General features: G+C 46.9%; 12 protein-coding genes. 11 read left to right on the top strand and 1 reads right to left on the bottom strand.

Annotation, left to right across the window (positions count from 1 at the left end):
• Positions 1-132: 132 nt before the first annotated feature.
• Positions 133-1,731 carry a CTP synthase gene (locus MHZ95_RS18835; protein ID WP_239392342.1) on the top strand — a complete coding sequence of 533 codons (1,599 nt, stop codon included), beginning with the start codon at positions 133-135 and terminating at the stop codon, positions 1,729-1,731.
• An 85-nt stretch (positions 1,732-1,816) separates the two neighbouring features.
• Here MHZ95_RS18835 and MHZ95_RS18840 read toward each other — a convergent pair whose 3' ends face one another.
• The gene (locus MHZ95_RS18840; RefSeq protein ID WP_239392343.1) at positions 1,817-2,335 is read right to left on the bottom strand and encodes a DUF2529 family protein; all 519 of its coding nucleotides are present in this window, start codon (positions 2,333-2,335) and stop codon (positions 1,817-1,819) included.
• Positions 2,336-2,749: 414 nt separating this feature from the next.
• Here MHZ95_RS18840 and MHZ95_RS18845 point away from each other — a divergent pair, with 414 nt between their 5' ends.
• From MHZ95_RS18845 to prmC, 10 genes are all read left to right on the top strand, one after another.
• A complete protein-coding gene (locus tag MHZ95_RS18845) occupies positions 2,750-3,109 on the top strand; it encodes a response regulator (RefSeq protein WP_255726852.1) in 360 nt (119 codons plus the stop codon).
• 102 nt (positions 3,110-3,211) lie between these two features.
• Positions 3,212-4,069, top strand: coding sequence for a class II fructose-bisphosphate aldolase (locus MHZ95_RS18850; RefSeq protein ID WP_239392344.1), 858 nt, complete (start codon positions 3,212-3,214; stop codon positions 4,067-4,069).
• 411 nt (positions 4,070-4,480) lie between these two features.
• Entirely contained in the window at positions 4,481-5,128 is a 648-nt protein-coding gene (fsa, locus tag MHZ95_RS18855) for a fructose-6-phosphate aldolase (protein WP_239392345.1), read from the top strand.
• 367 nt (positions 5,129-5,495) lie between these two features.
• Positions 5,496-6,773 (top strand): UDP-N-acetylglucosamine 1-carboxyvinyltransferase, encoded by a 1,278-nt coding sequence (locus MHZ95_RS18860; RefSeq protein WP_239392346.1) that lies wholly within the window; start codon positions 5,496-5,498, stop codon positions 6,771-6,773.
• Positions 6,774-6,846: 73 nt separating this feature from the next.
• The gene (glpX, locus tag MHZ95_RS18865) at positions 6,847-7,812 is read left to right on the top strand and encodes a class II fructose-bisphosphatase (RefSeq protein ID WP_239392347.1); all 966 of its coding nucleotides are present in this window, start codon (positions 6,847-6,849) and stop codon (positions 7,810-7,812) included.
• 201 nt (positions 7,813-8,013) lie between these two features.
• On the top strand, positions 8,014-9,297 hold the full coding sequence (rho, locus tag MHZ95_RS18870) for a transcription termination factor Rho (protein ID WP_239392348.1): 1,284 nt from the start codon (positions 8,014-8,016) through the stop codon (positions 9,295-9,297).
• Between the two features lie 570 nt (positions 9,298-9,867).
• Positions 9,868-10,089: a 50S ribosomal protein L31 gene (gene rpmE / locus MHZ95_RS18875; protein ID WP_239392349.1), complete on the top strand. Its 222-nt coding sequence runs from the start codon at positions 9,868-9,870 to the stop codon at positions 10,087-10,089.
• Positions 10,090-10,287: 198 nt separating this feature from the next.
• Entirely contained in the window at positions 10,288-10,890 is a 603-nt protein-coding gene (locus MHZ95_RS18880; protein ID WP_239392350.1) for a thymidine kinase, read from the top strand.
• Between the two features lie 173 nt (positions 10,891-11,063).
• Complete coding sequence (gene prfA, locus MHZ95_RS18885) at positions 11,064-12,140, top strand: peptide chain release factor 1 (RefSeq protein ID WP_239392351.1); 1,077 nt, start codon at positions 11,064-11,066, stop codon at positions 12,138-12,140.
• Positions 12,115-12,987 (top strand): peptide chain release factor N(5)-glutamine methyltransferase, encoded by an 873-nt coding sequence (gene prmC, locus MHZ95_RS18890; protein ID WP_370643113.1) that lies wholly within the window; start codon positions 12,115-12,117, stop codon positions 12,985-12,987. Before prfA ends, prmC begins: the two co-directional genes overlap by 26 nt.
• Positions 12,988-13,017: the final 30 nt, after the last annotated feature.

Below are 13,017 nucleotides of genomic sequence, written 5' to 3' on the forward strand. Positions count from 1 at the left end.
GATTTTACTGGGCTCCTTAAAAAAGGACACATGAACCAGTGCATATGCGCTCCTCCTGTAGGCGATAACTACAGATGGAGCGCTTTTTGATTTTTCTATCATCATTCAACGAAATGAACGGAGGAGTTTGACATGACAAAATACATCTTTGTAACGGGTGGCGTTGTTTCATCACTAGGAAAAGGGATTAACGCCGCATCGCTTGGCCGGTTATTGAAAAACCGTGGTCTTCAAGTAACCATCCAAAAATTCGATCCTTACATCAACTTGGACCCGAGAATGATGAGTCCCTACCAACACGGAGAAGTGTTCGTCACAGAAGACGGAGCGGAAACAGATCTCGACTTAGGTCATTATGAGCGCTTCATCGACATCAAATTGAACAAGTTTTCGAACGTAACAATGGGGAAAGTCTATTCCTCCGTATTGAAAAAAGAACGTCGCGGCGAGTACAAAGGCGCAACGGTTCAAGTCATCCCACATATTACGAATGAAATCAAAAACCTCATCAAACGTGCGGGGAAAGAGACGAATGCAGATGTCGTCATTACAGAAATTGGCGGCAGTGTAGGGGACATCGAATCCCTACCTTACTTGGAAGCCATCCGTCAGATGAAAACGGATCTCGGTAAAAATGACGTGATGTATATCCATAACACACTTGTTCCTTATTTGCAGGCTGCCGGCGAACTGAAAACAAAACCGACACAGCATAGCGTTAAAGAACTACGAAGCCTCGGGATTCAACCGAATATGATCGTCGTGCGAAGTGAATACCCGGTGCCACAAGATATGAAAGACAAGATCGCTTTATTCTGTAACATCAAAGCTGAAGAAGTCATTGAAGCATTGGATGCGGAAACGTTATACGAAGTGCCGCTCCGATTGCATGAACAGCATATGGATAACATTGTTGTCGACTTCCTAGACCTTAAAACGAAAGAACCGGATTTAACGGAGATCAAGGAACTTGTGACGCTTGTCAAATCCCTTTCGAAAAAAGTTCGTATCGCACTTGTCGGGAAATATGTCGAGCTGCAAGATGCGTATATCTCAGTAGTGGAAGCATTGCGCCACGCAGGTTATGGTTTCGACGCGGATATCGAAGTGAAATGGATTAATTCTGAAGAATTGAATGCGCAAAATGCAGCAGAATTTTTAGCGGATGTTGATGGCATTGTCGTGCCAAGTGGATTCGGTGACCGTGGAATCGACGGTAAAATCGAAGCAGCCGCGTACGCGCGCATGAATGGAGTTCCGTTCTTAGGCATCGGTTTAGGCATGCAGTTAGCGGCGGTCGAATTCGCGCGCAATGTTCTGGACATCCAAGACGCGAATTCCACGGAATTTGATAAGGAAACACCAAACGCCATCATCGAAAATCATCCGGAAGATAACGGAAATGAAGAGCACGGCGGTACAATGCGACTAGGTTTACACCCATGCAAATTGAAAAAAGGGACAAAAGCATACGAAGCCTACGAAGAAGAATTGGTTTACGAACGTCACCGTCACCGTTTCGAATTCAATAATGCGTATCGCGAACAATTCGAAGAAGCAGGAATGATCCTATCAGGGAAAAGCCCTGACGATCAACTGATTGAAATGATCGAATTGAAAGACCATCCGTTTTTCATCGGCTGCCAGTTCCATCCGGAATTCGCATCCCGCCCAACACGCCCACAACCACTCATCCGCGACTTCATCGGCGCGGCAATGGAAGGGAAATAAGAAAAGCATAGGGCGCCTATAGTTAAATAATAAAAGACAGCACCCACCTGGAAAATTCCAAGCGGGTGCTGTCTTTGTCTTGCCCTCAATCTTCATCCGAAAGCATTTCATCATACGCCAGCTTCACGGCCTCATAGACAAATAAAGAAGCCATCGCATGCGGTTGGACAATTCGCTCACCGTTGTCGCCAGGCAATAGCCCGCGTGTCAGACCGGTTGATACATAAGTGTACGCTAAATTTTCAAGCTCATTATCTTCACCAGGTTTTTCAGCTGCCAGCGCGGCAAACGGGATGAAGCGATCAGCCAGCGTGCGCGCCAACTCTAGCGCCCACTCATCGGAAGAGGAACGGGTAAACAGCCAAACACGATCGGCTGAACCAATCTCCATTCCTTCTTCATAACGGACCGCTCCCTGTAATGGTTCAACGCCATACAAGGCTGTCACAATGACCGCTTCCATTTCCTTGGCTCCAGCTAAAATAACACGCCCTTCACCAATGGTCGCCTGGGCGAGAAGTCGCGCAGTCTCTTCAATCGATTCTTCGCCATTTGCCGCAATGCGCCCCAAAAGGCCGCCAATTTGTGTTGTTAATATTTTCAACCTTACCACCTCCCATCCATTATAAGTTTTTTACTTTTGAAAACCTACAAATCCCGCTTTTTATAATCAAAACGTTGATTTAACTTTATTATCAGAATTTTATAGTATATTATGAAGTAGAACAGATTGCACAGAACTTACTCCTTTTCTATAAGTTATGGCGGTATTCCAAACATAGGAAAACTGAAAAATACAGCAAAAAGGTTGTACGAGAAAAGTAATGCAAAGCTTGTTCAATCTTATCGTTAAAGGAAAAGCTCGCGTTCCCTTCGCGTTTGACTAGAATGTTTTTACAGTTAAAGTAAAAATCGAAACGGAATGATATTATTTCAAAAAAAAGCAGGAAAAATCAGATTGCTGTCAAATAAGTACTATACTAGACAATGAAGATTGCCGGGAAGAAGGGATTGCAAATTGAAAAAACTGTTGATCGTTGATGATCAGATGGGCATACGTCTTCTACTCGATGAGGTATTCCGGCGGGAAGGCTTTGTCACACGTCTTGCTGCAAACGGAATGGAAGCGCTTCAATCAGTGGAGATAGAGGCGCCTGATTGTATTTTGCTTGATATGAAGATGCCCGGAATTGACGGAATCGAAGTGTTGAAAAGAATTAAGAACGGCTGGCCGGAAATCCCCGTAATTATGATGACTGCATACGGCGAGATTGAATTGACCGATGATGCATTAAAAATCGGGGCAGTGAAATACTTTACAAAACCATTTGACATTTACGAAGTCCGTGATGCAGTTAGCGCATTATTTGAAAAGTGACAAAGCAGGCAGTGGTAAACACTGTCTGTTTTTGTTATGATATGAGTGGTATATAAGAGAGATAAACATGTACAAGATTCAATTATCCGAGGAGGAATTCGAATGGCGCTCGTATCGATGAAAGATATGATGATCAAAGGGAAAAAAGAAGGTTATGCAATTGGTCAGTTCAATCTGAACAATCTTGAATATACGCAAGCGATTTTACAGGCGGCACAGGAAGAGCAATCACCGGTCATTTTAGGTGTTTCTGAAGGGGCTGGACGTTATATGGGCGGCTTTACAACCGTCGTCAATATGGTAAAAGGTCTGCTTCACGATTACCAGATTACCGTTCCGGTCGCAATTCATCTGGATCACGGCTCAAGTTTTGAAAAATGTAAAGAAGCGATCGATGCCGGCTTTACATCTGTCATGATCGACGCATCATCGAAACCGCTCGCAGAAAATATTGAAATAACAAAACAAGTTGTGGAATATGCACATGCACGCGGCGTTTCCGTAGAAGCGGAACTCGGTGTGGTCGGTGGACAAGAAGACGATGTCATCGCAGACGGAGTCATTTACGCAGATCCGGCAGAATGTAAAGAACTGGTCGATAAAACAGGGATTGACTGCTTGGCGCCGGCACTCGGTTCTGTCCACGGCCCTTATAAAGGTGAACCGAACCTCGGTTTCAAAGAAATGGAAGAAATCTCGAGTCAATCGGATTTACCACTTGTTCTACACGGTGGAACGGGCATTCCTTTAAAGGATATCCAACGTGCTATCTCCCTCGGAACTTCCAAAATCAATGTGAACACGGAGAACCAAATCCAAGGGACGAAAGCAGTCCGGGAAAAACTCGCTGCAGATCCGGATGTCTATGACCCACGAAAATATTTGGCACCGATGCGCGATGCGATCAAAGCGACAGTCATCGAGAAAATGCGCGAGTTCGGCAGCTCCCAAAAGGCATAATCAGTTACGCCTTGGCGTAATTGCGTCCAGATTTTGAATCGAGCCTGGGGCCTACAGGATGTAGGTCATGCAGTCGTTGCGAATCGAACAGCAAAGGGTTCGATTTGCCGTATTTCTGCGATCTTTGCAGAAATTAAGGCACTTTTCTTTTAGGACGTCGCGCACTTAGACTGCCTTCTTTGACTCCTTTCAAAATCTGTGACATCCGCCGGAGGCTTTATCTTCGTTCAGCGGAAGCCTTCTGCTGAATGAAGATACCGCCTTTCGAAACACAAAAGGAGAAGCATACCAACAGATGTCTTCTCCTTCTTTTCGCATCATACAACTGCCAGAAATCGGCAGTTCAATAGAGAAACGACTTTTAATGGATTACACCATTGTCACTTTCACCATACTAAGGAGGATTCTGTCATGAAGTTTTTTATAGACACAGCAAACTTTGAAGAGATTAAAGAAGCACATAGTTGGGGTATCATTTCAGGAGTGACGACAAATCCATCACTCGTTGCAAAAGAGGATGTACCTTTCCATGACAGATTACGTGAAATTACGGCGCTTGTGCCTGGTTCAGTAAGCGCGGAAGTCATTGCACTCGACGCGGAAGGAATGATTGAAGAAGGACGGGAACTCGCGAAAATCGCGCCGAATATCACTGTAAAACTTCCAATGACTCCAGAAGGATTGAAAGCATGTTCAGTCTTTGCCCAAGAAGGGATCAAGACGAACGTCACCCTCATTTTCAGCGCAAACCAAGCCCTTCTCGCTGCACGTGCAGGAGCGACATATGTATCTCCATTCCTCGGTAGATTGGATGATATCGGTCAGGATGGTTTATCACTGATCTCAACAATTGCGGATATTTTCGCTATTCATGATATGAAAACGGAAATCATCGCTGCTTCCATTCGTAGTCCTCAACATATCACAGACGCTGCACTAAACGGAGCCCACATTGCAACAACACCATTTAACGTACTAAAGCAATTGTTCAACCACCCATTGACAGACAAAGGAATCGAAGCGTTCCTTGCAGACTGGGAAACAAGAAAAAGTAAATAATAACAAAAGCGTAGGGCGCCTGCTTAGACGCGACAGGCACAAGACGAGCCTGCAGCGGTGTACTTTACCGCACAGCAGGATTGCCTTGTGACCCGAGCGTCTGGCGCCCGGAGTCTAGACGGAAAAAAGCGGAAACCTCTTAAATGGAATAGAGGTTTCCGCTGAAATTCGGTTAAGCCTCCGGCGGATGTCACAGGTTTTGAAGGGGTTTAATTACGTTTATCTAAGTGCCTTAATATCTGCAAAGAACGCAGAAATTAAGGCAAATCGAACCCTCCGCTGTTCGATTCGCAACACTTCCATAGGTTTTGGCAATGGGGTCTTATCTTTATGATGGACCGTTACTGTAGGTTCAAAGGAGAATCGTATGGACGTTTATAAAATTAAGGGCGGCAAACCATTACAAGGGACGATCAAAGTGAGCGGTGCAAAGAACAGTGCCGTCGCGCTCATTCCTGCCTCTATTTTGGCAGACTCCCCTGTAACGATCGATGGACTTCCGGAGATTTCAGACGTACTGACGCTTCAGGCGTTGCTCGAAGAAATCGGTGGTCAAGTCCGTTTCGACAAAGGGAAAATGATCATTGATCCATCCGAAATGGTTGCGATGCCACTTCCGAATGGCAATGTAAAAAAACTACGTGCATCTTATTACTTAATGGGTGCCATGTTGGGACGATTCAAAAATGCGGTCATCGGTCTACCGGGCGGGTGCCACTTGGGACCGAGACCGATCGATCAACATATAAAAGGTTTTGAAGCGCTAGGGGCGAAAGTGACCAATGAGCACGGCGCCATCTATTTGCGAGCGGATGAACTGCGCGGAGCGAAAATCTATCTGGACGTCGTCAGCGTTGGCGCGACGATCAATATTATGCTAGCGGCTGTGCGGGCAAAAGGACGTACCATTATCGAAAACGCTGCGAAAGAACCAGAGATTATCGACGTCGCAACTTTATTATCCAATATGGGTGCGAAGATCAAAGGCGCAGGCACCAATGTCATTCGCATTGAAGGTGTAGAAAGACTTCATGGGACGAAACATACGATCATCCCTGACCGGATTGAAGCGGGGACGTTTATGATCATGGCGGCCGTAGCTGGCAGTGGGATTACGATCGATAATGTCATTCCGCTCCATGTCGAGGCGTTGACAGCAAAACTTCGTGAAATGGGCGTCAAGATCGAAGAAAGGGAAGAACAGATTTACATCCCGAAATCGAGGAAATTACAAGCCGTCGATGTGAAAACGCTTGTCTATCCAGGTTTTCCGACGGATTTACAACAACCGTTTTCGGTGTTGCTGACCCAAGCGGTCGGTTCTTCAGTCATTACCGATACGGTTTATTCGGCCCGCTTTAAACAGATTGACGAACTGCGCCGGATGAATGCGGATGGGCGGGTAGAAGGGCGCTCAGCCATCCTGTCGGGACCGAAACCGCTTCAAGCGGCAACTGTCCGCGCATCCGATTTACGCGCAGGGGCAGCACTCGTCATCGCTGGACTTATTGCGGATGGCGAGACGGAAATCCAAGAAATCCAGCATATTGAGCGTGGATATAGCTCACTCATTCCCAAACTTCAAGGGATCGGAGCGGACATCCGCAAAGTGACGATTCCTGAAAAGGCGGTTGTGAGCGAATAAATACGGCATCCGATGCCATGACAAAACGAGTTGAAAATTTACGGGTTGTTCGTAAAATATAGGAGGAACACAAATGGAACGCAGTTTATCAATGGAATTAGTGCGTGTGACAGAAGCGGCGGCTGTATCCGCATCACGCTGGATGGGACGTGGTTTGAAAAACGAAGCGGATGATGCTGCAACAACAGCGATGCGCACAGTTTTTGACACGATCCCGATGCAAGGAGTCGTTGTCATCGGTGAAGGGGAAATGGACGAAGCACCAATGCTGTATATCGGTGAAGAACTTGGAACAGGAAGCGGTCCAGCTGTGGACGTTGCAGTCGACCCACTTGAAGGGACGAACATTGTAGCGGCTGGCGGCTGGAATGCGCTCGCGGTTCTAGCGATTGCAGACAAAGGCAACCTCCTCCATGCGCCTGATATGTATATGAACAAAATTGCTGTCGGTCCTGAAGCCGTCGGTAAAATTGATATCGATGCATCGGTGACAGAAAACCTTCATGCAGTCGCGAAAGCGAAAAACAAAGAAATCGGCGACATTGTTGCTACTGTTTTGAACAGAGAACGTCATGCTGCCATTATCGAAGAGATTCGAGCGGCAGGTGCACGCATCAAACTCATCAACGACGGAGATGTTGCTGCAGCCATCAACACTGCATTCGACGAAACCGGCGTAGATATCCTGTTTGGACTGGGCGGTGCACCAGAAGGCGTTATCGCTGCAGTCGGCCTGAAATGTTTAGGCGGCGAAATCCAAGGCAGACTCGTACCTTCCAATGAGGAAGAAGCTCAACGCTGCAAGGAAATGGGCATTGACGTCAATAAAGTGCTCCGTATGGAAGACCTCGTCAAAGGTGATGACGCGATATTTGCTGCAACAGGCGTTACAGATGGCGAACTGCTCAGCGGTGTGCAATTCAAGGGCGGTTATTGTGAAACGCACTCAATCGTCATGCGTTCGAAATCCGGCACAATCCGTTTCGTGGAAGGCCGTCACAGCATGAAGAAAAAACCTCTACTCGTTATGCAAGACTGATAGACCTTGGATGCCCGGCATATCGTCGGGCATCTTCACCTATAACAACAGGAAGTTGGTACAATAAGAAACCGCATAAGTAGCGGAGAGAAGTGAACTGATCGACACATCCCAGAATGTAAGAAGAAACCTTCCCGGAATCAACCCCTTCATTATTAAACCAATCCTAAAAACCATTAATGTAAAGAGTGGTGCACACACATGTCAATATTAACAATCTCGGCGCTGGAAAATATGACTTTGAAAGAGTTATACAGCTTAGCCAAACAATACAAAATTGCTTATTATGCAAAGCTCACGAAAAAAGAGCTGATTTTCTCGATCTTGAAATCGCGGGCAGAACAAGAAGGATACTTCTTCATGGAAGGTGTCCTTGAAATCATTCAATCAGAAGGTTATGGATTTCTTCGACCGATCAACTATTCTCCGAGTTCGGAAGACATCTACATTTCCGCTTCTCAAATCCGCCGATTCGATCTTCGGAATGGCGATAAAGTAACCGGGAAAGTCCGGCCGCCAAAAGAATCAGAACGCTATTATGGCTTGCTGCACGTAGAAGCCGTCAATGGGGAAGACCCGGAAGTGGCCCGTGAACGCGTCCATTTCCCGGCATTGACACCGCTTTACCCGAATCGCCATATTCATCTGGAAACAACACCAAACAATTTGTCTACCCGCATTATGGATCTTGTTTCCCCAGTCGGCTTCGGGCAACGTGGCTTGATCGTCGCTCCACCAAAAGCGGGGAAAACGATGTTATTGAAGGAAATTGCCAACGCCATTACAACCAATCATCCCGAAACGGAACTGATTGTCCTGTTGATCGACGAGCGCCCGGAAGAAGTGACCGACATCGAACGATCCGTCAAAGCGGATGTCGTCAGCTCCACTTTTGACGAAGTGCCTGAAAACCATGTCAAAGTGGCAGAACTCGTTCTGGAACGCGCGATGCGTCTAGTTGAACATAAACGTGACGTCGTCATTTTGATGGACTCCATCACCCGACTTGCACGAGCATACAACCTGGTCATCCCGCCAAGCGGACGTACGCTCTCAGGAGGGATCGATCCTGCCGCATTCCACCGCCCGAAACGATTTTTCGGGGCAGCGCGTAATCTGGAAGAAGGCGGTAGCTTGACGATACTAGCAACCGCATTGATCGATACAGGCTCGCGGATGGACGAAGTCATCTACGAAGAATTCAAAGGAACCGGTAATATGGAGCTTCATCTCGATCGGAACTTGGCAGAACGCCGGATCTTCCCAGCGCTCGATATTCGCCGCTCCGGTACGCGAAAAGAAGAATTGCTCATTCCATCCAACCAACTCGAAAAACTATGGGCCATTCGAAAAACATTTTCCGACGCGCCCGACTTTGCCGAACGCTTCCTGAAAAAACTTCGCCAAACCAAAACAAACGAAGAATTTTTCGAGAAACTCAACCAAGAAATGAAAGCCCACCGAAACGGCAAAGGCTTACTATAAAAAACGAAATCCGCCCTTTACACAAGGGCGGATTCTTTTTCGTGCAAATGAAATAAACACCTAAGTAGGTAAAAGTCCATAAACGCTCATATTCCACAGCTACCGCTCAAACCCCGTCCTCCCGCGCTCATAATTCCCTGCAAGTGATCAAACCCCTGCCCCCAGCGCTCAAACCCCGTCCTCCCGCGCTCATAATTCCCTGCAAGTGATCAAACCCCTGCCCCCAGCGCTCAAACTCCGTCCTCCCACGCTCATAAATCCCCGCAAGTGATCAATCCACTGTTTCCACGCTCAAACTCCGTCCTCCCGCGCTCAAACCTCGCCCTCGAGCGCTCAAATCCCCTCGCAAATGATCAAACTCCTTATCCCCGCGCTCATACACCAACCAATTCTCATCCCCCTCATCCAAACAATAAATAGTTGCACAAGCTAAAAAGATTTGTTATAATCACTTAGGTAATTTGATTACCAATCTGCTGCATATACGGCTGACATACACGGGTCGTGTAAGGCATCAGTCTTATAATAAAACTCTGTTCCAGATGGTTCAGGGCGAGAGGAGAGAGATTGATGAGAGCAGGAATTCATCCAGCTTATAAAGTAGCAACTGTCACTTGTTCATGTGGAAACACATTCGAAACAGGTTCTGTAAAAGAGGACATCCGAGTGGAAGTTTGCTCAGAATGCCACCCATTCTACACTGGACGCCAGAAATTTGCTGCAGCGGACGGCCGTGTCGACCGCTTCAACAAAAAATATGGTCTCAAAGAAGAAGGCCGCGACGAAGAGTAAGGCTTTCACAATACCCGTCAGGTGCATATGCATCGGCGGGTATTTCTATTTGGAGAAGATGGTAAACGAATCCGAACATACATCAGGATTTGCATCAATCATAGCCAACTGACAAAGAATAAACGTCACATCCGACTTGTTCGATATTCTGATGACGATAAAATAAAACCTTATAAGTAAGTGGGAAGGGGATTTCACATGTACGTGTCGATGCAAGGCGGCTGGATCGAAGTGATTTGCGGCAGCATGTTCTCAGGGAAGTCGGAAGAATTGATTCGCCGAATCCGCAGAGCGCAATTTGCCAAACAGAAAATTGCCGTATTCAAACCGGAAATAGACGATCGTTATAGCGAGGAAGCGGTCGTCAGTCATAATGGGACAACCGTCATTGCCAATCCGGTTGCGAGCTCAGCGCATATTGAAGAATTTGTCACCGATGAGTATGATGTCATCGCTATTGACGAAGCCCAATTTTTCGATGAAGGCATTGTTGACATGGTCATGAATCTGGCGGATCGCGGATTCCGGGTCATCCTTGCCGGTCTCGATCAAGACTTCCGGGGAGAACCATTCGGGCCGATGCCTCGTCTCATGGCGGTCGCCGAACATGTCACCAAACTCCAAGCCGTCTGCACGGTTTGCGGCTCGCCATCTAGCAGAACCCAAAGACTGATCAACGGCGTTCCAGCCGGATACGATGATCCTGTCATTCTGGTCGGTGCCGCAGAAGCCTACGAAGCAAGATGTCGCAAGCATCATGAAGTACCGAAAGGCACCTCGGTCGCAATTTTTGAACAGTAAACACTCAATCCCCGCTTGGGAAACCAGGCGGGTTTTTACATTTTTGCTAATCAAAAGTACACAACGCTCTCCAGCAACAACCCAACACCCCCAACCAGAGAAATAACTGTATTTACCACGCCATTTCCCGTACAATTAACATACAAATTAGTTCTATAAATGAGGTGTCCAATATGTTTGAAAGGCTTCAGGCAGTAGAAGATCGATACGATCAACTGAATGAATTGCTGAGCGATCCAGATGTCGTGAGCGATATGAAAAAGCTCCGGGATTATTCGAAAGAGCAATCCGGTCTGCAGGAAACGGTTGAGGCGTACCGTGAATATAAAATTGCGATGACAGAACAGAAAAATGCCAAAGAGATGTTGAATGAACCGCTCGATGATGAAATGAAAGAGCTCGTCAAAATGGAATTGTCCGAGTTGGAAGAGAAAATTGAAGCACTCGAAGCGCAACTGAAAATATTGCTTGTGCCGAAAGATCCGAATGATAGCAAAAACGTTATCATGGAAATCAGAGGGGCGGCCGGAGGAGACGAGGCTGCTTTATTTGCAGGGAACTTATTCCGGATGTACAGCCGCTATGCGGAAATGAACAACTGGAAAGTCGATGTGATGGATGCTTCTCCGACCGAACTGGGTGGTTTCAAAGAAATCATTTTCATGATTAACGGCGAAGGGGCCTATTCAAAATTAAAATTTGAAAACGGGGCACATCGCGTGCAGCGTGTGCCGGAAACGGAGTCGGGCGGTCGGATCCATACATCAACTGCGACAGTCGCAGTCTTACCGGAAGCCGAAGATGTCGATATTGAAATTCTCCGAGAAGATCTGAAAATCGATACGTACCGTTCAAGTGGTGCAGGTGGTCAGCATGTTAACACGACAGACTCTGCTGTTCGTATTACGCACCTACCGACGGGAATCATCGTATCCATGCAAGATGAAAAATCACAAATTAAAAACCGTGAAAAAGCGATGAAAGTATTAAAAGCTCGTGTCTATGATGCGGCACAACAAGAAGCGCAAGCAGAATATGCTGCGAGTCGAAAATCGGCAGTCGGAACAGGTGACCGTTCTGAGCGGATCCGTACTTATAATTTCCCACAAAACCGGGTGACTGATCACCGCATCGGTTTGACGATTCAAAAACTAGATCAAATCATCGAAGGAAAACTCGATGAAGTCGTCGAGGCACTCATCCTTGAAGAACAGGCGAAACGCCTTGAAAGTTTGGATCAGCATGACTGAACAAGTGTATGCAGCACTTCAGCGAGCCACTTCACAATTAGAAGAAAAAGGGCTCGACACCCATGCGGCGAAACTTCTGATGGAGCACATCACCCAAAAGACAAGCGCCAGTTTGCTTGCCGATTTACGTGAACCGCTCACTTCTGAACAACAGCAAGCCTTTTGGGATGCGATGCGCGAGTTGCTCACAGGCAAACCGGTGCAATACATTATCGGTTCCGAACAGTTTTACGGATATACATTCAAGGTGGATGACAATGTTCTCATCCCGCGTCCAGAAACGGAGGAACTTGTCTACAATGCATTGCAACGTGGCCGGAAACTGTTTCCGCAACAATCAATCCGAGTCGCAGATATCGGTACCGGAAGCGGTGCCATCGCGATCTCATTCAAAAAAGAATGGCCCGAGTCTTCTGTCACCGCGACAGATATAAGTGAAGGAGCGATTGCGGTCGCCAAGCAGAACGCTGTGGATAACGATGCCGATATCGATTTCCGTTTAGGGGATCTCACTGACCCGATCGTCGGACAAAAATGGGATATGGTCTTATCCAACCCACCTTATATCGCACATAACGAAGCGAAGCAAATGGCGGATACAGTCCTAGATCACGAGCCGCATGGTGCCCTATTTGCTGACGAAGACGGACTCTTCTTTTACCGGCAACTTGCGGAAACATTACCGCCGCTTATGAATTGCCCTGCATTGATCGGCGTCGAAATCGGTTATTTACAAGGCGAAGCTGTGCACCAGCTCTTCCAAACTGCATTTCCTAAAGCTGTCATTGAAATTGTAAAAGATATCAACGGTAAAGATCGAATGATATTTTGCAAGATTGGTGAATAAATCCCCCTCCCTCTGGCGACAATGCGAGTA

The organism is Sporosarcina sp. ACRSM (genome assembly GCF_022346545.1).
Classification (GTDB): domain Bacteria; phylum Bacillota; class Bacilli; order Bacillales_A; family Planococcaceae; genus Sporosarcina.